This is a genomic window from Aequorivita sp. CRS11 (assembly GCF_059693805.1).
Window position 1 is genome coordinate 166149 of sequence record NZ_JCATIG010000005.1, and the last position, 23047, is coordinate 189195.

Genomic DNA, 23047 nt, shown 5'->3' on the forward strand with positions numbered 1-23047 from the left:
GATATTTTAAAACTATACATTGGGTGGGTTAGTGCCAAAATTATCAAGCAATCTTAGTTTTTGGGTTAAGAAAAAATCATCTGATGGGTTATTCTTCAAACCGATAGCATTCCAGTGAATAGCCTTGTCAATATTACCTATTCTGTGGTGACATTCAGAAATATAAAAATCAATATAGGGATATTCAAATTTATATCTCTTTGTATCGTCTATTTCAACAACCTTCATAAATATATCAAGCGCTCTAAAATAATCTTTGTAAACCAAAAATAAAGTAATCGCTTTGGAACTCAGAGCTTCAATTAAAAAAGGATTAATTATAAGACTTTTATCGTAACATTCTATTTCCTCTTCATATAAACCTAACATGTGATTAACCATCCCCAAATTTTTCCAGGCCTCTTCTTTGTTAATGTCTTCACTAAGAACAACTTTAAAAACCTCTTTAGCTTCTTCGTAAAAACCTAAAGCCATTAACGCATTTCCATAATTAAAATAAGTGTTATTTGTAATTTCACCATTTTCAATTATTGCCTCTATAATATTTATTCCCTCCCTAATCAAATTTTCATCTTTTGTATTACTGCCCAATTCTATGAGAATGGAGGCTTTATTGCTCAAAACAACCATATTTTTATTATCGATTTCTATAGCTTCATTTACCCAAATTAATGCTTTTTGATATTGGAAACTCTTAAAATAACAGATAGCAATTGCATTTAAAACATCTAAGGTTGGAGAGGTTTTCTTAAGATATGGCAAAGCTTCATCGTACTTTCTTTCTAAATATAATTGCCAGCCATAATCTTCCTTAACATTAGGTAGATTTTTCAACTTCAACATCCTTAAATTATAGTCTTTAATATAATTACCAATTATAATTGAACTGGTTGAATTTATTATATTCCCTTTACTAATTTTTAGCTGGAATTCCTCATTATCCTTGGTTAAGTCAAATGAAGATTCATTTATCCATGACCAATATGCCTTTTCTTCATCTTCAATAAAAACTATTACCATTATTGGTTTAATAGAATCCAACCACAAGTTAATAGTGCGCCTTTTTATACCCTTAATAACAGTACTGTCCCTATTCTTATCAGTTCTTTTAGCTTTTAATTGTATTCCAAATTCGTAACCTCTAATTTCATTTTCTATTACCACTTCGCATAAAAGATCCACACCATAATCGGCAGAAGGTTTAGTAAAAGTCCATTCTTTTGGTAAATGATACTTAACATATCTCTCAGATGCACTTTCAAGTATGTGATTTTCATGTCTATTAGGGTAAATCATTATTTTACTAAAAATTAAAATTTATAAAATCAAAACACTATTTAGCTGTATCAAAACCCCTAGGTGCTATCCTCATCAAATATAATATTATTCACTGAGTTTAATCAAAGTGAGCGACATTGTGAATACAACGAAGTACCCATTCATTATAATAAAGGTACGGTTGTTCTGACTTGTTGTTTTCAAGCAATTGGGTCAGATTATAATTCTTATAATTAAAGAGAATACCCAAACCTTATAGTATTAGGGGTTTTCGTAAATTACGGAAATCCTTAAGAGCAGGCCTTTAAACCGGGGGAGAATACCAAATATTTTTTTATCTTTAGGTTAATAAAGTTAATAATTCCATCGCTCACCCCCTCGCCTTTGAAAAGATTCCGTAGAAAATGAATTTATTAGAGGATAAAGCAAAAATCCTTCTTAGTGCAAGCAATCCTTAAAAGTGCAAGCATTCTTTAATTCGCTAAAAAATCTTAAGAATTCCCAAACTTTATTTTTGCGCCGCAGATATAGAAATTTTATCGCCTCCGACGAGCGCAGCGAGATGATTTATGTAAGCCTTGATTTTGTTTATTTAGCGCGCTCCTCCCCTTTCAAAAACCTTAAATATTGGCTCTTAAAGTGGGGAGAAAGTAACATCTACTCACTATCATCTGCTATAACAGGGGGACACTCACCTGTTGGAGGCAGAATCAAAATAGGCTGCAACAACCGTGCGCTTACTATAAAGTTATCCTTCACAAATCCATATGAATCTCCATCACCAACAAAAATTCCATACCGACCAACTGAATTGGTATCTCCCAATGGATTAAATGGGAATGAAATAATATTGTTAACCACAATGTTTTGAATATTATATCTGTGGCTATTTTCTGGAGCAACTAATTCCGTACAATCAATATGAATACCATCATATCTCTGCAAATCTATCGTGCTTATTGTTTGTTTCTGCCCATTTATTTCTGGCCTTACGTAAGCGTGCCGGTTAAAATTCATTATAGTATTTGATTGTATTGAAGTATTTATGGACCTTTCGATATAAATACCATGATAGCGTTTATTAGTAATAGTATTGTTATTAATATTAAGACGATGAGAATATCTCACGTGAATACCGTGACCCTGGGGAAAAGTATCACCACTTCCGGCGCCAATTTCTGCATAATCAAATAATTTATGTGGATTCCAAGTTTGAGAACCATCAATTATATTGTTGGAGATAACTCCATAATTTCCAGCAAATGCTTTAATTGCAGTATCTGCTGAACCAAGAATAGAATTTCCATTAATTATTGTTCTATCTAGACTTCCCTCAAAAAATGTCTTACAATCGTCAGCATAATTATTTGAAATTTGATTATAATATCCATATACATAATATTTTAATTGTGGTGATGAATCTTCTGTGTATCCAACATCATGAATTATTTTTACACAGGAGGAACCAATTAAACTAGAATCATTTAAAAATCCCCCCATTGAATGAAATCTATTTCTTAAAATAATATGACCCCTAGTTTGTCCTTTGTCAAGACCACTATTTTCTTGAGCCTCTTTTATGTGAATTCCCATATAACATGACGTGAATGTATTATCATTAATTTTTAAATTTGCCCCTTCTCCATAAATAGCTGTTCTGAAATTTTCAAACATGCAATTTGAGATGTTTGCATCTAGATCTTTAGAGCCATCTTCTCTTACAAAATTGAGAGCCTTTCCAACTGCATCTATTCCTTTGGTAGTTGGTTTTTTTGCTCTAAAGTTTAAATCTGACAGTCTAATACCAAAAGTTGAAATATTAAAAATGGGGCTTTCTGCGCCATCATTATTATTTTTTATAAAATTAGTATTGCTGTCCACATTTAAATATGCTCCAATACCCTTAATGCGGATTGCAGCTTCAGTTGAAGTAATGTTTATAGGCTCACTTACAGTATAATTCCCTTTAAAAACAATTTCTCCCCCTACTGTCATTGCGTTAATAGCTTGTTGAATGGTATTTTTATCATCAGTAAGTAATGAATTTTGATATGTGCAAGTGCCAAACCATTCAGGATAAATTGGTTGATTTTTATTTTCTATAGTTAAATTATGATTTTGGGGAACACCTAAAGTAAATTCAAATATCGGGTTGAGGGGCGAAATAATATTACCTTCAATATTTAGGGCTAAAGCTGTGCTCATCGATAACATCCCTCCATTAAAAAAATTGAGAGTAATATTTTCGGGAACGGTAGTAGGTGAAGAAACTATTACCTTCCTTTTAATTGTAATTGTCCCCCTATTACTGCCAATTGTCGTTATAGCCATTCCAAGACTTGTTGCCTGATTGCTTGAGTCAAGTATTACTTCAGTTTGTCCAAATGAAGTGAATGAAATTGAAAAAAGTAAAATTGTTAAAATTAGTTTGTTCATAATAGTTGGTATAAGTTAGTGAATATATACAATTAAAATAAAATAGATTTAGCCCATCCTATACGAAAACCGTAAGGATGGGCTTTTAACCGGGGAGAATACCAAATATAATGATTTTTGACAAATAAAATAACTAACTATCTTATTTTTAGGATTCTAATAACTTTTAATTTCCAAAAAAATTAATTCCTAGCTATTACTGAATCCCGTAAAACAAACCCAAAACCCTTCCATACCTTAGCCTCATAAACCATAGAACAAAATATTATGAGCAGAAAAGAAAGGCATGTAGTGCCAAACAAAGACGGCGGCTGGGACTCCAAAAGAGAAAATGCAAAAAAAGCCTCCAAGCATTTTGAAACAAAAGACGATGTAATGAAATGGAGCCGCGATAAAAGCAAGGAGGAAGGTTCAGAGCTTATCCTACACCGCAAGGATGGTACTATCCAAAACCCAGCTAGCCACGGCAACGACCCCAACCCGCCAAAGGATAAGAATTAAATTTAACCTTTTACATTTTAGAATTTTCCGTAACTGTTTATTAATCTGTATTTTATAAAATTTTATTGTTTCTTATGTTATAAGTTTTATATTTGGTAGTTAAACTAACTTCATATGCCTCTAACTGTACCTTTTGAAAATCTTACAGTAAACGAAAGCTGGGTATTTAAAAATACCCGTTCTACTGAACAGTGGACTCATGGCTATCATAGATATCCTGCAAAATTTTTACCCAACATAGTTAAAAAAATAATAGAAGAACATACTCAGGAAGGAGATGTAATAGCGGATCTTTTTGCGGGTTGCGGGACTACCCTAGTAGAGTCTAAAATTCACGGCAGGGAGTCGGTTGGGGTTGATATTAATCCGGTTGCGGAACTCATCACGAAAGTGAAAACTAATCCCATAGACCCCATTAATTTATTTCATAGTTATGAGAATTTGGCGATTCAATTCGATAATTACTCAGAATCTGATTTTGCATTATTAGAGAAACATGAAAGGATTGATTATTGGTTTTTTCCAGATGCCAAACGTAAAATTGCTTTTTTATATAAGATTATTTTGGATGCAGAAATAAGTCAATCCCAAAAGAATTTCTTTTTAGTGGCACTTTCGAACATTCTTAAAAATTGTTCTAAATGGCTCCAAAGTAGCACCAAACCCCAAGTTGATCCTGAAAAAGAACCAAAGGATGTTTTTGTTGCGTTTAAAAAGCAAGTAAAAACTATGATTAAAAAAAATAATGAATTCTTTCAGGAATTAGAAGTAAGAGGATTTACAAATACAAGAGCTCATATATTTTTAGAAGATGCAAGGAATACTTCAATTACTTCAAATTCTGTTAGTGCCGTTATAACCTCACCCCCATATGTTACATCATATGAGTATGCGGACTTACATCAACTAACCGCCTATTGGTTTGACTATGTAGATAATTTATTAAAATTTAGGAAAGACTTTATAGGAACATTTTATTCCTATGAAAATAATTTGTTATCTGTTTCACCTTTAGCTCAACAAATTATAAATAGCTTAAAAGAAATAGATTTAAGAACCGCCAAAGAAGTGGCTAATTATTTTATTGATATGCATAAAGTTTCCACTGAAATGTATCGAATACTTAGAGATGGCGGAAAGACCTTTATTGTCATAGGAAATACAACCTTAAAGGATGTTAAGATACAATCTGCCGAAATTATGGCAGAGCTCCTTGAATTAGTTGGTTTTCAAATTGATGAAGTAATTAAACGTTCCATACCTAATAAACTAATTCCTACTATTAGAGATAAAAAGACTGGAAAATTTGCAAAAATAAATAGTAAAAATAGCAAAAGGGTGTATCCAGAAGAATATATAATCATTGCTCAGAAATAATATGAAAGAAGAAGAAATGTCGGGTGAAATAGCGTTTCAACCTTATGCTAGATTAATCAGTATTTTGGGTGATCAACTTATTAGTGATAAGTGGGTGGGAATTATAGAAATTGTAAAAAATTCCTACGATGCAGATGCCGAGAAAGTTAAAATTAGGTTTGATGAATTTGAGATAAGTTCCGACCCCATTCAAGGTTTAATTGAAATAGAGGACGACGGTATTGGAATGAATATAGATACTGTTCTCAATGTATGGATGAAACCTGCAACGCCAAATAAATTAAACAGAAAAAAATCCCGTAAAGAAGAGATTCGAAGAACCGAAAAGGGAAGAATGATGCAAGGGGACAAAGGTGTTGGAAGATTTGCCGTATATAAATTAGGTGATTATGTGGAAGTTTACACTAAAAAGAAGGATGAAAATGAAATAAAATTGACTCTGGACTTTAGACCTTATGCGGATGATAGTTTTGAAGAAACAGGTCATCAGGATAAGTTTTTACATGAAATATTGAACAAATGGGAAATTAATGAAACTCCAGAAAAAATTATAAATAAAAAAGGTCAAGGTACTCTTATTAGAATCTCTTCTCCACGCAACAATTGGAAGCAGGATGATTTAAAAAAATTATCGAATGCTTTCTTTCGAATGATGCCTCCAGCATTGCCAAATCTGAATGTTAAGAAGGATTTTGATGTTGAAATCTTTTGGAACGGCAAAAAGTATCAAACGCAGTTAATGACATTTGACGAAATGTCAGAAATGGCACCGTTTTATTTTGAGGGATCTATAAGTCAGAATGGAAAAATAGAGGCTACATATATACATAACAAAAAAAGAAAAGAAATTAAGTTTAATTTATTTGAGTCTAATGAAGAAAGTATAAAATATGACATTAATAAATTAAAATTATTTAGAGATTTATTCTTAAATAAAAAAGGAGACGAAATAATACGAAAACCTTCAATTGGTGAATTTATGTTCTTTTTTTATGGTTTTGATTTACGCAATCCATCTGAGGGTTTAAAAAAATCAGAAAAGGATTTTTTGAAAGCAACCTCAGTTTATTTATATAGGGATAATATTAGAGTTTATCCATACGGTGAAATAGGAGATGATTGGTTACAATTAAGCAAATTTAGAGCAGAAGACAAGGCCGGAAATTATTTTAGTTATAATGATTTAATTGGTTTTGTTTTCATTACACAAGATGAAAACCCAATTCTTAGAGATGCGGCTGATCGTGAAGGTTTAATGAATACTGATGGTGCGAAGGACGAATTTGTTGCATTACTTCAGGCTGCTTTAAAAATAATGAAGGATGAAGTTGAGATTGACAAAGCAAAAAAGAAGTTAAAAAAGGATAATGAGGAGAAAAGTGCTAATAGAATTTATCAAGATGCTCAAAATAATTTAAAAAAATACATTTTGAAATTTGAAGATAGAATATTATTAGATAAAGCAAAAAGCTTTTTTGAAATAAGCAACAATTATTTAAATCAAATTAAGGATGAATTATCAATTACTCAAGACTTAGCTGGCACTGGTATGGTAGTTGAAAAGGCCACTCATGATACTATGTCCTTGCTTGTTACCCTTAAAGAGAATACTGCAGACTTTATTGAAAGATTTAAACAGCATAAAATAAAGGAAAAAGAATTAGAAGAATTTTTTAATTATTTAAAAGAAAATATCGACTTTTTATATCAAGAATTGCAAGTTCTGCAACCTCTTTTCAGAAGAGCACGAAAAATTACAAAAAAAGTAAGCATTAAAGAGACTTCTCAAAGAGTTTCACAATACTTCAGAAAAGAATTAAAAGATAATATTCAATTTGAAATAATCTCCGGCGAGAATGATATCATCGTCGAAACTAATACAGGTTTGATATTACAGGTAATACTAAATCTCATGGACAACTCCATATACTGGTTAAATAGACAAACTAAAAATAAGAAAATAAATCTATTTATAAATGAGGAGGAAAGTTATTTGATTTTTGCTGATTCTGGCGTAGGTGTGGAAGAAGAACGTAAAGATATTGTGTTTAAAGAATTTTATTCTTCAAAATCTGAAGGAAGAGGATTAGGTTTATATATTGTAAAAGAACTTTTAGATCGTATAGATGCTCAAATATTTTTAATTACAAATCCTAACGAGAAAATTTTATCGGGCGCTAATTTTAAAATAATCTTCAAAATATAAAAATGGAAGGTGTAGTACTATTTGCTGATGATCATATTTTTTCTGCTGACAGACCAGAATGTGCATTATATGAAGAATTAAGAAAAACCACTCCTGTTTTAGGTATGGATAACCTGAAGTTCGTTGAGCAATCTACAAAAGCTATAGGGTCTTTCCGAGCAATCATTCTTGACTGGCAATTCTCAAACAGAGAAAACTTCGAGGATATAGCAGAAGAAATTAATCTTAAGCAGCCCATTTCACTAGGTACTGTAAAAGAAAATGAAACTTTTGATTTTCTTAATGAAAACGAATTCTATTCTTTAATTTATATTTTTTCTCAAAAAGATATTGAGAATAGTGAAATTGGGGTAAAACTCAAAGAAAAGTTTGGTGATAGAATACGTTTCAAAATTAAGGATGACCAATTTATAAAGGCAAATATTGAAAACATTAAAACTGACATTCTTAATGAAATTGGAGAATGGGAAAAAGAAAATAAAAACCTATCAGCTCCAATTAAATGGAGTGAGGCGATTAACTTATCTATACAGAAAGTTTTTAAAGAATTATCCGACGCAAGTCATAATTGGATAAAACATCTTTATGATTCTGCAGGGAGTGACGGGGTAGACCCTGAATTATTTATTATTGAATTAATGCAATTACTTTTATCAGAAAACTTGGTTCAAAATATGGAACTGATAAATACCATTAAAGGTGAGGGAAGTGCAGAAATTGAGTATGAACTAGAAGATCCAAGCAAATATGAGAAATCAATAAGTAAATTATTTAGCATTCTAAGCTATTCTAAATTGAAAACAGACGCCCCTATAATGACTGGAGATATCTGCATTATTAGTGGAGATTTTTATGGAATAATAATTACTCCTGAGTGCGATATTCGGCATATTAAAAATAATGTTGATCTTGAATTTGAGCTTTTGACTTTTCATAAAAATGATTTTAATAGTTATATAAAATCTAAATTACCCGATAATTTTACAACATATGAAGACCTTAATAAATCAAGAAAAGATGGTCTTAAAAAGTATTTTAATCAAGATGATCCGAGACTTCACTTCTTGCCCTCATTTCCCATAGATAATAATTATAATTCTTCTATGTTAATTGATTTTCGACTAGCGTCGAAAAGGATAAAAAGTACTGATTTGAAAAAATTTGATAGAAATTTTAAAATTAATTCACCTTATATTCAACAGATTAGGCAAAGGTACATATCATATATAGGTAGGGTTGGCGTTCCTGCACTCTCAACTTATGCTCGAGTTTGGAACTTAAAGTCGTTATAATTAGGTACGGAATTCTTACTAATTTAAAATAATTCGTGTTTTATTTTTTTACAGAATCATATTTTATTATAAGAGTTTCCTTTAGTTTTAAATAATATTCTCTTTTTTCATTACTTAATTTCTGATCGAGACTATAAATTTCGTCAACTAGTCTTAATAATTTCTTTAGGGGTAGAAGAATAAATAATTGGTCATACCTAATATTAAGAGTATGACATATCATATATATTTTATCCCATCCCCCTACAACTTCTGCTCGTTCAATTCTACCTATTGTGGTGGAAGTGGAATCAATTGCAACCGCGATTTGCTGTTGGGAGAAACCTTGTTGAAGACGGTGTAATTTAAGTATACAACCAATCTGGATATTAAGTAATTCAATATATTTTTTGTCATACAAATCCATATGGTAAAAATTGGAATAACATAATTTTTTATTCGATACATATTTGTATTGAATGAATATTTTATTATATTGCACTCCATATATAAATTTGCGATTCTTCTAAAAGCAAAACATTAGAAGCACTCGCTTTGAATCTCGTTATCGAAAACTGGCGTTTTATTTAACCACGAGAGGATAAGCAAGATGCTCACGACCCGGGCGTGGGCTCTCTTATTCGTGGTAAAGGTACCGCCAGTACCTCGATAACAATAAGTTGAGTTCCGCGCCTTTTTGTATTTGGCAAGGATCTAAATTCTCCCCAAACTCAACTTTTTTTTCAAGGCTATTGTTTCTTCCCTTAAGAAGCCTCGCAACTATGGTAAGGAGTAGTTAGTATTGAGCCACTAACGAAGAGACCCTCTTCGCTTTTCGCTCTTCGCTAACTCCTGTATCAATTGAGTAGTTAGTATTGAGTATTGAGAAGCGTCTATTCGCTTTTTGCTCTTCACTAATTCCTACTCAAAAAAATGACCCGCTCCCAGTAGTCGAACACATCGGAGCAGGCCAGTAGTTAAATAATTGTCTAAACTTAACTGATGCAAAATTATGAAAAATAATTACAGGCGGAGCCTTGCGCTTACATTTACTTTCGCCCTTTTCCTAACCTACAACTCCCCACTTTTATCGCAGAACCTTCCGCTAAAAACCATTAGTGGAACCATTACCGATGCCGATGGCCCACTTAGCGGGGTCAACGTACTGGTAAAAAACACCGTTCGTGGCAGCATAAGCGATCTGGAGGGGCGGTATTCCGTTAAGGTATCCGCAAATGATACGTTGGTGTTTACCTATGTGGGCTATAAAACGCAGGAGGTTTCAGTTGGCAGTCTCAGTGGCAGTCGCAGTCTCAGTCGCAGTCTCAGTGGCAGTCTCAGTCGCAGTGGCAGTGGCAGTAATGGTGATATTGTTTTTAATGTTGTTATGGAGGTGGATGCGCAGGCTTTGGATGCGGTGGTTATTAATGCTGGGTATTATAAAGTTTCCGATAGGGAGAAGACTGGGAGTATTGCTCGGGTTGCTGCTGCCGAAATTGGGAACCAGCCCATAAATAACCCTTTGGAAGCATTACAGGGAAGATTATCTGGCGTCAATATCGTTACAACATCTGGTGTGCCGGGCGCCGGCCTTAGGGTGCGCATCCGGGGTCAGAACAGTATTATGGGAGGAAATGAACCTCTTTATATAATTGACGGCATCCCGTTTGACTCACAATCCTTAAGTTCCCATTTTGCCTCTGGAGGAATAATACCTAGAGGCAATGCAAGTCCTATAAGTGCAATCAATCCCGAAACCATTGAATCTATAGAAGTACTAAAGGATGCAGATGCTACGGCCATCTATGGTTCACGTGGTGCGAATGGGGTTGTTCTTATAACCACCAAACAAGGAAAGACTGGACAGACAAAATATACGATCGGCAGTAGTACGGGGATAGCGCATATTACCCAAAAAAGGGAGATGCTCACTACCGAACAATATTTAGAAATGCGGCGTGAGGCCTTTCTAAATGATGGTATCGCGGAGTACCCCGAGTATGCTTATGATATTAACGGCACATGGGATCAAGACCGAAATACGGACTGGGAGGAAATGCTTATTGGGCACACTGCCAATACAAAGAAAATTGAAGGCTCGGTCTCAGGGGGCAGGGATAATACGAAATTTTATATTAATGGAATGTACCAGAACGAAACTAGCGTGTTTCCGGGAAATTTCAATTATGACCGAATTACCGTAAATTCAAATCTGCACCATTCCGATAGGGAAGAGAGAATTTCCTTAGATATAAACGCGGGTTATTCCTTGGAGGATAACGATCTTCCCGGCAGCGATCCCTCCTATAATGCCACTTATCTTCCCCCTAATGCCCCTGCCCTGTACGATGAGGAAGGCAATATAAATTGGGCTGATGGCACTTGGAATAATCCCATTGCGCAATTTGAGAATAAATATAAGAGCAAAGCCAAGACTCTTTTTTCCAGTTTGGGCCTTGCCTATAGACCATGGCCAGAAGTGGAAGTGAAGATAAATTCAGGCTATGGCGCAACTAGCCTTTTTGATCGGGTAATTGCACCCCATACAGCCTTCAATCCTGCATGGGGTATGACCAGTGCCAACTCCATGCTTACTACTAATGAGGGAAATAAAACATACTGGATTCTCGAACCACAGTTAAATTGGAAAAGGAGCTGGGATAATATGGCCTTAAACGTATTATTGGGGAGTACCTTCCAAAAACAGGAATTCAATCAGTATGGTCTTTACGGTATAGGTTTTCCCACAAACGATTTTATTACCAATCTGAGTGCCGCAACAACCATCCTGGTTAATAATGAACTAAATATTCAGTATAACACCCAATCGTGGTTTGCCCGTATCAATTATGAATTTAAGGAAAAACTTTTTCTGAACATCACGGGAAGACGCGATGGTTCCAGCCGTTTTGGTTCAGGCAATAAATATGGCAACTTTGGAGCGCTTGGCGGGGCCTATGTGTTCTCAGACGACCTTGGAGTTCCCTGGCTCAGCTATGGAAAGTTACGGGCTAGTTATGGCATTACTGGGAATGACCAGATTGGCGATTACCAGTACCTGCGTACCTTTACTATCACCGAACACTCCTATAATGGAAATATTGGGCTTCAACCCGCTAGATTATACAATCCGGAATTTAAGTGGGAAGAAAACAGGAAAGGAGAGGTTGCACTTGAGATAGGGTTCCTGAAAAATACAATTTTACTTACGACTGCCTACTACAACAATTTCTCCACAAACCAGCTTATCAATTACTCGCTCCCTACTACTACAGGATTTAATGCGATCTTGACAAACTTAGATGCGGAGGTTCAAAACCGTGGATGGGAGTTTGATCTTTCCACCTTCCAATTTCAAACCGAAAATTTTAAATGGTCCAGTTCCCTCAATCTCTCTTTCCCTAAAAATAAATTGCTGGCTTTTCCCGATCTCGAGAACTCTACCTACGCCAATAAATTTGTAATCGGGCAACCCCTTGATATTGTCAAGCTTTACATGCTTAAGGGAGTTAATGCAGAAACCGGGCTTTTTGAATTTGAAGATTTCAATAATGACGGAGAACTTACGGCTAAGGATGATCGACAATACATTGCCGATCTATCGCCAAAGTATTTTGGTGGCATAAACAATACCCTGAGATATAGAAAATGGCAACTCGACGTATTTTTCCAATGGGTTAAGAAAAAGGGTTATAACCAATACAGGCTTACGGAACCCTCGGGCACCATGGCAAATCAACCTGTCACTAGTTTAGACAGATGGCAACAGCCGGGAGATGTGGCTAAAATGCAACGTTATACTACCGGTGCCGATCCCGAGGCCTATATGGCTTATTATCGATTTACGCAAAGCAGTGGTATTATTTCCGATGCTTCCTTTATCCGTTTAAAAACACTTTCACTTGCCTATAATCTAAGCGGTATAGGGCGGGCACCAAATTCTTGTAGAATCTTTCTCACGGGACAAAACCTGCTCACCTTTACCAAATTTGAGGGCGGCGATCCCGAACAGGCCGATGGCTATCTGCCCCCATTGACTAGATTATCCTTTGGCATTCAACTGAATCTATAACAATTTAATACAATTATGATGAAAACTATATTTAAAGATATACCCGCGTATCCTAATAAGATGATAGCAATATGGCTATTGCTTATAAGTTTTTCCATTAGCGGTTGTGAAGATTTTTTGGAAACTGATGATCCTTTAGGGCAATTGCCCCATGACGAGGTTTTTTCCAATGAAGCAACCGCAACGGCTGCCGTTACTTCCCTTTATGGCAAATTGCGTGATGAGGTATTGCTTACTGGCTCCTCATCTGGAATGGGCGTCCTGATGGGATTATATGCCGATGAACTGGATTATTATGGATATCCTGGCGATACTTATGAAACCTTTTATCTACACAACGTGCTGGCTAGCGATCCGGCCACCCAGGGTATCTGGGATAGTGCCTACGGCTTGGTCTATATGTGCAATGCCGTCTTGGAAGGACTGGAAAATGCTCCTCAACTTCCACAACAGTTAAAGCAGCAATTAAGAGGGGAAACTCTTTTCGTAAGGGGTCTGGTGCATTTCTATCTGGTTAACCTGTTTGGGGAAATACCTTATCCCACCACCACAGATTACCAAATCAATATTAGGATAAACAAAAAGCCCATTGGACAGGTATATGAAAAAATCGAGATGGATCTTTTGGAAGCAAAAGGCCTTTTAAGCGATGACTATCCCAGTGGCGAAAGGATACGAGCCAACAGTTGGGTGGCTTCAGCACTTTTGGCCCGTGTGTATTTATACAACGGACAGTGGATGGAAGCGGAAATGGAGAGCACTGCAATTATTGGCAATACTTCGTTCTATAACATGGAAACAGATCTGACCAACGTATTTTTAAAGGAGAGCAGTGCCGCCATCCTGCAGCTCAAGCCTCAGAATGAGGGTTCCAATACACAGGAAGCCAGTACCTACATATTTGACTTCCCACCGCCTCCCTTTGTTGCACTTTCCCGGGCCATGGTAGATGCCATGGAGCCAAATGATTTGCGTAAGATACATTGGATTGGGGAGGTGAGTGATGGCACCCAATCCTGGTTTTACCCATATAAATACAAGCAGCAATTTAATACGGGCACTAGTATGGAATATTCCATTGTTTTCCGATTGGCGGAACAGTACCTTATTAGGGCGGAGGCACGTGCGAAGCTAAATAATGTTAGCGGAGCGCGACAGGATTTAAATAGAATCCGCAACAGGGCAGGTCTGGAAAACACAACTGCAAATACAGCGGAAGAACTAGAACAAGTAATATTGCAGGAGCGACGCTTTGAAATGTTTGCCGAACACGGTCACCGATGGTTCGATTTGCGGCGTAAGGGGCTCGCAAACGAAATTCTTGGACCGATCAAATCGGGTTGGAAGCCCACCGATATTTTGCTTCCCATACCGGAATCTGAAATTCTGCTAAATCCGAACTTAGAACCCCAAAATCCCGGATATTAACCAAATAGGCTAACCAATGATTTATTTTAAAAATTTTATTGCAATGGTTGTTCTATGCGCATTATGGTCAGCACTAGATGCTTCTGCACAACAGGATTCTCCGATTGAAAAAAATTGGTTTCATACCTATCTTATCGATTCCTCTCCCGATGGTTCGTGGATACATTATAACAATTATTTTATGGACGGTTCGAGTACGGGGCACATCAAGAATGTTAATACTTCGAAAACATTTTCTTTTTCGGAGGGCAATGGGGGCAAGTTCAGCCCAAATAGTAAATGGTTTACAATGCCCCTGAATTCAAATGTATTGGTTCTCAACAATTTGGAAAAGGGAACGATGGATACCTTTGACAATATACTGTTACATCATTTCTCCCATACGGGTAATTACTTAATAACCCATTCTACCAAAGATTCCTTAACCATCAGTGCTCTCGACATAAAGAAGGTTTACAAGACGGGTACCAGCAAGGAATTTGCACTCAACCCACAAATGGATGCTATGGTAATGGCTATGAAAACAAATGATGGCGAAAGCCTTCAGTTATTGGATTTTGATACTTTCGCTACCTATGTGATTATGGAAGGCAAATATGTTAGCTTCCCACGAATGGAATGGAGTGTCAATGGAGAAAAACTGAGTTTTATTTATTCAAATGATAATGGAATAACTTTTAATATAGGAATGTTTGACCTAAAGACTAAGACCTGTAAGATATTGGATTGGGCTGCCCTTTCAAATGAGGCCTTAGCGATTACAAACACTCAAATATCGGTATCAAATTCTGGAGAAAAAGTATATTTTCAAGTCATTCCACAAAAACTCTTAGCGATTGACGATTCCGGACCCGAAATATGGGACACCTTCGATAAGATTATTTACCCACGCAAAAATTTTGTGAGTTCTGGGAAGCGGGGTCCATGGCAAAATGTTTGGTTGCCCGGCGAAAATAAAATCATTGCTCTTGGCGATACTGAAACGCCATATACTTTATTCCATCCAGAATCAGATTATGCCTTGGTCTTTGATGCCTATGCGAAGGAACCCCAATTCAAGTATTATCCTGTTGTTGATATATATGCAGTAAACATGAAAAACGGAAGAAGAGAATTGGTGGTATCCGATCAATTTATAGCAATAAGCTATGTTCATTTATCCCCTGATGGAAATTTTCTTACCTACTTTAAAGATAAAAGCTGGTGGCTCTACGATTTAAAAGACAGAAGCCATGCCAATTTAACAATAGATATTCCCTGCCCAGTATTCAATGAGGCATCGTCCCGTACTGATTTGCCGGAACCTTATGGTCTTGCAGGCTGGTCTAGAGATGGAAAAAATGTATATCTGTACGATAAGTTTGATGTTTGGAAAGTTAGCATCAATGGTAAACATATCAATAGACTTACAAATGGGCGCGAAAGCAAAAGAGAATTTCGAATCGTTAATAGCAATAACAATATAGTTTCTTGGGAATTTGGATTTCATACAACCGTGATAGATGATTCTTCAGAGGTAATGCTTTCTGCCAAAAATCGCTACAATCTTGGTATGGGTTATTTCTTATGGAAGGATAATAAGTTGCGTCAAATTACTTGGCGAGATAAACGCCTTACTGATTTGATCAAGATGGGTGATGATAATTTTATATTCCTGCAACAGAGCTTTACCGAACCTACGGCCATAGAATGTCTAGATATAAAGGCTAAGGAGTCGAAGGTGATTTATAGAAGCAACCCCGAATGGGATCAATACAAATGGCCACAAAGAGAACTTATTCATTACGATACCGAGGTAGCTAATTCCTTAAACGGAATTTTGATATATCCGATTGACTACGATAGTGGGAAAAAATACCCAATGGTAGTAAGTACCTATGAAAAACAATCTTTTTTATACCATGAATTTTCGCCCCCCTCCATTAATAATGAAATTGGTTTTAATTACCTTAATTACGCACTGGATGGCTATTTTGTACTACTTCCTGATATTCAATACAGAAAGGATGCACCAGGAATTTCAGCCGCTATTTGTATTGAAAAAGCTGTTAAAACGGCAGTGAATTTGGCATCAATTGACGAAAAGAAAATTGGGTTGATAGGTCATTCCCATGGAGGGTATGATACTGGATTTACAATCACTCAAACTGACATGTTTGCTGCCGCTGTAGCAGGTAGTGGAATATTTAATTTTGAAAGTTTTTATTTTGACATCTATAAACTAGCAGGGCTACCAGAAATATCAAGAATTGAAAATGATATATTTAATATGCACAGTTCGTTTTTTGAGAATCCTGAGCCGTATAGGGCGAATTCTCCTTTGCATCAAGCCGCTAAAATAAAAACACCACTTTTAGTGTGGGCAGGAAAAGAAGACACCAATGTAAATCCCAATCAAAGTTTGCAGATGTATCTTGCCTTACGACGCCTAAGAAAACCAGCAAAATTGATTTATTATAAAGGTGAAGGTCACACCTTCAATAACGAAAAAAACAAAGAGGACTTGACGATAAGAATCAAGAATTGGTTTGACAGGTATTTAAAGTAAAAAACTCCAATGCCTAAATAAAATTAGGCATTGGAGTAAATGAACTATCCATTGTTCCAATGGAAAAGTTCAGCACCGCACTGGGTCTCATTGATTTTAGTACGTAAGATAGTTCCTCCTACGAAACATTTGGGTCCTGGGTTAGTACTACAGGTTCTTACCAAGGTACATTTCCCATTTTGCATAATGTACCCATTAACCAAAGCTATATCTTCTGGTACAGGTTTGGAGTTCGTGGCAAAAGCAAACACGATTGCCAGTAAAAATGCCATCAAGGGCATGCCGAATTTTAAAAGTTTTGTTTTCATTGTACAAAAATTTTTAATGAATTAGCGACCTACTATTTTTTACAGGTGTTCGGTCTTTTTCCTGATACTGCGCAGTATGTGTTGGGTTGGGGCCAGTGTCAAAATATGCTGGCTTCAACCTATATAACCATAGCTTATCACCGACTATAGCTACTAATAAATCTTTATTTACCTGAATTTCCGTTAGTGTTTCATCCCGTTGATGGAAGAGATAAAAGCTAAAGGCATAGGTGTAATCCCTTAAATCATACACATCAATAATGGAGGCAGTATTTAGAATTCTGTTGTCCTCATATTTGCCCAATCTGTTACTATGTATATATAAATAGTTTCCACTTGTAGTACTTTGCAAATTGACTAGAACAGATTTACCGCCAACCTTGGTTTCTCCTTTTTTACTGTGATGGGCTATATCCAAAATGGGCTTGCTTATGGTATCAATGGTTTTTCCAGAAAGCTCATGAGTAAGTTGTTTATCTAAAAGCTCGTACTTATTTATATAATAGTAGAGATAAATGAATTTTTGAAATTCTGGATTATAGAGAAGGTTCCCATCAGTTTTTATCTTGCCGTATTTTTCTTTTCCCAAGATCTTTATATTTAATTGAACAGTATCTATGGAATCTCTTTTATCGAAGATTCCAATGGCATTTGAACCTGTTTTACTGCTGGTGGTAATGAAGCCTGTTAAAAGGGAGTCGGCTACGGTGTATTGGGTAAAGTATGCTTCCTCATAGGAGAAGGGGTTGGCGCTCCAGGAATTCATTTTGCCTTTAAATAGTACCGGTACCGTACCATCCCCCAAATAAAAATAGGGTGGCTGAACTGTGATTTTTGCTCGCCTATAGGGTAAATCGGTATTTGAAATTGTAACCCTAAACTCCTGCATTTCTTTTAAAGTAGTATCGATAGCCCTTAGATAGAGTGGTGCGGTATAATCACCCAAATAAATAGCATCCTCGGCTACGCCTGCAATATAGTGTCCAAACTTTTCTAGGTCATATTCTCCAATCTTTATAAGGGGATGGGGCATATATCTTCTTTGAAATGCATTATTCCGGTGCATCTTCTTTTCCGAAAAGACAAACAACAAAGTCACTATTCCTATCCCCATTATAGCAAGTGATACCAGCAAAAGCAAAATCCTTTTTGGGCTATGGGTGCGCACAAGAAAGACCGCTACCCCTGCGAGGATTATAAAAGCAATATTAAAGATAAGGTGCTGGGTCCAACTCAATTTTTCGAGCACCCCGCCGCAGGAGCAGGGAATAAAATCGGAGAAGTTAAGGATGATAACAATATAGGCGGTAAACATCACCATAAGGGCGAAGGCCGCGAAAAGGGCAGGGATCCTGAACCGTTCAAACACCAACAAGACAGCTATGATTATTTCCAGGGCCGGTACAAGCCATGCAATTATTCCCGCATAGGCACTGAGCAGGGGCGACTGTGCCAGTTGGTCGGTGAAGGTTTCAAAATCCAAAAGCTTGCTTATGGCGGCATAGAGGAAGAGCAGTATAAATAAATAGCTGCTACCGGTTATAATCGCATTTTTAAGGTGTGATATTTTATTTCCCGTCCACATATTGTGCAGTGCTGTTCTTAGTTACCTAAAATTAACCTTAGAAAACGAAGGGAGGGGTGGGAAATGAATTGAAAATAGAGGGGTTAAGATTGAAAATAAAATGATTATCCGTAAAGGACCAAGGATAATCCCCTTAAAAAAAATGGGCTGCTTAGATATACCCCAATCTTTTGGCCTGCTGTAGCAAGTGGGCATCGGTTTTCCCTTCCAAATCAAAGAGGGCTTTAAGTTGGATTCGGCGGTTAAGGATGGAGGAATGGGAGAGGAGCACCTTCTCTGGCAGTTGTGTGATAGGCGTGCCCTTATCCATTTCGTGCAAAATGGCATAATCTGCCCTATCCATCGCCTCAAACGTTTGAAAAAATGTATGTAAAAGGAGGAGTACTGTTTTGCTATAGAATACTTCCTGCCGGAGCACGGCGGTAAGGGCCGCACCTATTGCCGCCTGCTCACAATCTACAAGCGCCAGCATGCCGTGGGGATTTACTTTCTGTAAAACCTTCCGAATCAGGTAAATGGTAGCCTGTTGCAAACTTACGACGATGTGGGCTTCCGGACTGTGCAGCTGCCAGGCGGCCAGCAATTTAAAGGGATTTTCCTTTTCCTGCTTGGCGGGGTCCAGATGCAGCCAGATAAGTTGATACCCTTGGGCGGTGCCAGGATCTTCCTTTAAGGCTTCCCGCGCTTCCCGGCTGTTTAGTTCCTTTCCTATCCAGCTGTATTGTGGGTAGCTTGCCTTTAGCATATCAATTCCCTGATAAAAAGCCTCCCGTAATATCGGCAACGGCTCCAATAACAGATATTTCAGTCCCTGTCTTTCCATGTTGCTTCCATGCTACTTGTTGCTACTTCTCGCTGGCCAGTCCACGCTCTATAAAAACCCCGCTTCCTTCGCCCGGTTCAGCAGCTGTATATCGCTGCTGCTGTTCCCAAGGTTTAAAAGCTCTTTTAGTTTTCGCTTCCGCCTTTCTATCGAGGCCAAGGAAAGGGGAAGTAATTTAGGTAGCTCCTTGGTCTGCTTTCCTTCAGACAGATGGAAGAGGAGCAATATATCGTAATGGTCCAAGAGCGTGGGTTTGGTGTTTATATGGGTCAGATACTTTCTTACTGTCTTTGTATAATGGGGTATGTTCTCCAAAACCTCCCTTACCGCCAGCACCAAGCCTTCCGGTTTTAGTTCTCCCTTTATAAGCAGCCCTTCGGGCTTTAGGGTTTCCATCGTTTTTTGGATAAGGGGGAAGTTGTCATATCCGGTGATTATTATAAGCTTTGTATCTGGAAAGGTCTTTCTGATTTCTGCCCCCAAGTCCAATCCGGACATATAATGGTCTTCCCGGGGCAGGCCAATATCCAGCAGTACCAAATGGAGCTTTCTTATCTTATACGTATGTTCCAGACTGGCCAGACCCTCCCCAAGGGAATGTGCCTGTTCTACCGCAAAGCGATATGGCCCCATTTCCCTTTCCATATTTTTTAGGGCATCTACATATCCCTGTAAGATCATGGCATGGTCATCGATCATCAAAATATTTATCACCTCTGTCTTCATACTATATTTAATTTAAATGGAATATAAAGTTTAACCATGGTGCCATTGCCTGGGCTACTTTTCACCTCCACCTTGCCCTGTAGTTTTTCGGTCCTGTTTTCCAGACTTTTCATTCCCATCCCTTTCCGTATTTTGGAGAGGTCCATGCCCTTGCCATTGTCATGGATCCACAATTCCAAAAACCCGTCCTTCCGCCCCATCTGTACCCGTACCTCCTTGGCCTTGGCATGTTTTACGATATTCTGTAACACTTCTTCCAAAATGCGTTGCAAATGGATTTTTGCCAAGTGGCTTAGCTGTTCCCAATCGCCCGGATTCTCACAGGCAAAGTAACTATTAAAGCTGCCCACCTCCCTCTTTTCTTCCAGGATCTGCTCTACAAGCCGGAGGAATTCTTCTTCCTTAAAGGCAATAAGGTTCCTAAGGTCATGGGACAGGTTTCGAACGTCGGTTTCTATGGTTTCCAACAGATTCAGAAACTGCCGGTGCAAAAGCATCATAGGGCTTTCTCCCGTCACTTTTACCGCTCCCCACCGAAACCGCAGCGCAAATAGCCGCGAAACTATATCGTCGTGGAGCTCCTGCGAAATGCGCTCCCGTTCCTCCGCCCTGCCTTTTTCCAGGTTCGACTTTTCCCGAAATCGCAACAGGAACAGATCCTCATTATATTGCTGCTGCTCCCGTTCAAACATCAATTGTCGGTTTCTGGCCCGCTGCCTACTGCTCCAATAAATAAGAAGTAGGATAAAAGTAAGCCCTATAGCCCCAAGGCTGATCCATAGCCGTTGGCGGAATAGCCGCTCGTTCTCCTGTATGTATTTATCGGTTTGATACTGTATGGCCGTAAACTTGTTCCGCAGGCGGCGGTCCCGGGCCTGGAGGGCTTTATTTAAATTGATATGCTGCCGTAAATAGGTCTCTGTCCTGGGGCTGTCCAGCCCGGCCAATATCTCCAAGGCCTCCAAGACGTTCCGCATCAAGGAATGCTTTTCTGCGAGGGTAAGGGCATCTTGTGCAAAACCGATTCCTTTTATGGTATCGCCTATCTTCCCGTAATACTCCGCAAAACGCAGGCGGCTGGTTACGGACCCGGCCACATCACCAATGCTGTCGCGAAGATCCATGGCCTGTTGCATGGCAGGGGCAACATCGCTATCCCGACCCAGGGCAACGAGGCAAAAGGCCCGGTTATCCAACAGCTTGGCATAGAGCGCATCCTTCTTCTGAAGTACTTTCGTTTCCCGCAAGGCCTTTTCAAAGGTGGCTACTGCTTGCTCAAACAATCCCATCTTATAAAGCCGTACCCCTAAATTGTTGTAATTCTCCAATCGGTAATACCTCGCATTTTCCAACAGGGGAATAAGACTGGCCGCCTTTCTATAGTACACCAGCGACCTTTCAAATTCGCCCAGATCATCCGCATTATTGCCCAAGATATTATAACAGCGATACTGTTGTAGTGGTTTGTGGGTGCGCTCAAAAATCTCAATGCTCCTGTACAATAAAATCTCCGCGCCGGTAAGATCGTTGGTCTCACTGGCTATATACGCCATATTGTACAGCATTTTTCCCGCGTAATACTCCCTGCCCGCAGCTATAAAATGGGTATAGGCGTGGTTGTAGTGATAATAACTACTGTCATACCGCTGCAACCGTAAGTAATAGGTACCATAATTCCAGTGCGAGTCGGCTACCAAGGCCGGGTGTTTGATTTGCCGTGCCAATTGGTGGCCGCTCCGGGCCAAGGCTTGAAAGAGCAACGAATCCTCAAGGTGGGAGGAAAGCTCCACCAGCTTACTGATCTTGGAATATTTTACGCTATCGGGCGGAAGCGTCTTTATGGTAGTTAATGCGCGGCTGAGATAGTGCTTGCGGACTTCCATGGAAAAGGTATCCTGCCTTGCTTTTTGTAGGTAGGTTTCATAACTGCGCTGTAGGCGTTGGTCCTGGGCGTGGGAATAATGGGGCAATATGATTAAAAAAAGTGTAATGGCATACGCCATCTCCCGCCCACTGAGGAAAGTGTAGGTGTTCATAGCTAACGGCTTTGGGGAGTAAGCAAAAGTAAGAAAAGCCTTTCTATTATAAAAGGCTTCTCTCAAAATCAGATAGTTATGTACTTCAGTCCTTTTCATTATCTGGCTCCCGGCTGTGTTCTCCCCCCGTGCCATAGATAGGGGGTGCATCATAATCGCTGCTTTCGGTAATGGTAGGCGTAGGGGTGCAAGACGATAGCAAGCCCATTAAGGCAAGACTCAGGAATATTGGCTTTGTTTTCATTGTGTATTTTTTTATGTTAAACAATTGGATACGGTCCCCCAGTTTGTGGAGGGATTCATCGTGCACAATGAAACTGGCGGTTGGGCCAGGGGGAGAGCAACTTCCTTATGGCTAAGATATCGGCTATAATTTAGTAACCATAACATTTGGGGTACAATCCTGTGAATGACCGCTGGTATCATGTGAATAGGGGTAGAAAACCAGGCGA

Annotated in this window: 16 protein-coding genes; 7 read left to right on the forward strand and 9 right to left on the reverse strand. The window is 38.0% G+C overall.

What is annotated here, in order from left to right; genetic code table 11:
* Positions 1-12: 12 nt before the first annotated feature.
* Both AC58DT_RS11625 and AC58DT_RS11630 read right to left on the reverse strand, forming a co-directional pair.
* Positions 13-1296: a DUF4365 domain-containing protein gene (locus AC58DT_RS11625; protein WP_497216987.1), complete on the reverse strand. Its 1284-nt coding sequence runs from the start codon at positions 1294-1296 to the stop codon at positions 13-15.
* Between the two features lie 639 nt (positions 1297-1935).
* Positions 1936-3714, reverse strand: a complete 1779-nt coding sequence (locus AC58DT_RS11630; RefSeq protein ID WP_497216988.1) for a hypothetical protein — start codon at positions 3712-3714, stop codon at positions 1936-1938.
* Between the two features lie 267 nt (positions 3715-3981).
* On the opposite strand from AC58DT_RS11630, the gene AC58DT_RS11635 reads away from it, so the two are divergent.
* The 4 genes from AC58DT_RS11635 (at position 3982) to AC58DT_RS11650 (ending at position 9090) form a co-directional block, all read left to right on the forward strand.
* On the forward strand, positions 3982-4215 hold the full coding sequence (locus tag AC58DT_RS11635; RefSeq protein WP_497216989.1) for a DUF2188 domain-containing protein: 234 nt from the start codon (positions 3982-3984) through the stop codon (positions 4213-4215).
* Positions 4216-4329: 114 nt separating this feature from the next.
* Positions 4330-5592, forward strand: a complete 1263-nt coding sequence (locus AC58DT_RS11640; RefSeq protein ID WP_497216990.1) for a DNA methyltransferase — start codon at positions 4330-4332, stop codon at positions 5590-5592.
* Between the two features lies 1 nt (position 5593).
* Complete coding sequence (locus AC58DT_RS11645; protein ID WP_497216991.1) at positions 5594-7798, forward strand: ATP-binding protein; 2205 nt, start codon at positions 5594-5596, stop codon at positions 7796-7798.
* 2 nt (positions 7799-7800) lie between these two features.
* On the forward strand, positions 7801-9090 hold the full coding sequence (locus AC58DT_RS11650; RefSeq protein ID WP_497216992.1) for a hypothetical protein: 1290 nt from the start codon (positions 7801-7803) through the stop codon (positions 9088-9090).
* Between the two features lie 40 nt (positions 9091-9130).
* On the opposite strand, the gene AC58DT_RS11655 is transcribed toward AC58DT_RS11650, so the two are convergent.
* Positions 9131-9496: a helix-turn-helix transcriptional regulator gene (locus tag AC58DT_RS11655; protein ID WP_497216993.1), complete on the reverse strand. Its 366-nt coding sequence runs from the start codon at positions 9494-9496 to the stop codon at positions 9131-9133.
* A gap of 585 nt (positions 9497-10081) precedes the next feature.
* Here AC58DT_RS11655 and AC58DT_RS11660 point away from each other — a divergent pair.
* Genes AC58DT_RS11660 through AC58DT_RS11670 form a run of 3 tightly spaced genes read left to right on the forward strand, consistent with a single transcriptional unit; the run spans position 10082 to position 17117 of the window.
* Positions 10082-13141, forward strand: a complete 3060-nt coding sequence (locus tag AC58DT_RS11660; protein ID WP_497216994.1) for a SusC/RagA family TonB-linked outer membrane protein — start codon at positions 10082-10084, stop codon at positions 13139-13141.
* A 15-nt stretch (positions 13142-13156) separates the two neighbouring features.
* Positions 13157-14569: a RagB/SusD family nutrient uptake outer membrane protein gene (locus tag AC58DT_RS11665; protein WP_497216995.1), complete on the forward strand. Its 1413-nt coding sequence runs from the start codon at positions 13157-13159 to the stop codon at positions 14567-14569.
* A gap of 16 nt (positions 14570-14585) precedes the next feature.
* Positions 14586-17117, forward strand: a complete 2532-nt coding sequence (locus AC58DT_RS11670) for an alpha/beta hydrolase family protein (RefSeq protein ID WP_497216996.1) — start codon at positions 14586-14588, stop codon at positions 17115-17117.
* 44 nt (positions 17118-17161) lie between these two features.
* Here the strand turns inward: AC58DT_RS11670 and AC58DT_RS11675 are convergent, their stop codons facing one another.
* The 6 genes from AC58DT_RS11675 to AC58DT_RS11700 form a co-directional block, all read right to left on the reverse strand.
* A complete protein-coding gene (locus AC58DT_RS11675; protein WP_417857512.1) occupies positions 17162-17425 on the reverse strand; it encodes a DUF6520 family protein in 264 nt (87 codons plus the stop codon).
* 13 nt (positions 17426-17438) lie between these two features.
* Positions 17439-19010, reverse strand: coding sequence for a MauE/DoxX family redox-associated membrane protein (locus AC58DT_RS11680; RefSeq protein WP_497216997.1), 1572 nt, complete (start codon positions 19008-19010; stop codon positions 17439-17441).
* 151 nt (positions 19011-19161) lie between these two features.
* Positions 19162-19833 (reverse strand): hypothetical protein, encoded by a 672-nt coding sequence (locus tag AC58DT_RS11685; RefSeq protein ID WP_497216998.1) that lies wholly within the window; start codon positions 19831-19833, stop codon positions 19162-19164.
* A gap of 48 nt (positions 19834-19881) precedes the next feature.
* On the reverse strand, positions 19882-20559 hold the full coding sequence (locus AC58DT_RS11690; RefSeq protein ID WP_497216999.1) for a response regulator transcription factor: 678 nt from the start codon (positions 20557-20559) through the stop codon (positions 19882-19884).
* Complete coding sequence (locus tag AC58DT_RS11695; protein ID WP_497217000.1) at positions 20556-22694, reverse strand: tetratricopeptide repeat-containing sensor histidine kinase; 2139 nt, start codon at positions 22692-22694, stop codon at positions 20556-20558. The genes AC58DT_RS11690 and AC58DT_RS11695 overlap by 4 nt, the downstream gene beginning before the upstream one ends.
* Positions 22681-22839, reverse strand: coding sequence for a hypothetical protein (locus tag AC58DT_RS11700; RefSeq protein WP_497217001.1), 159 nt, complete (start codon positions 22837-22839; stop codon positions 22681-22683). Before AC58DT_RS11700 ends, AC58DT_RS11695 begins: the two co-directional genes overlap by 14 nt.
* Between the last annotated feature and the right edge of the window lie 208 nt (positions 22840-23047).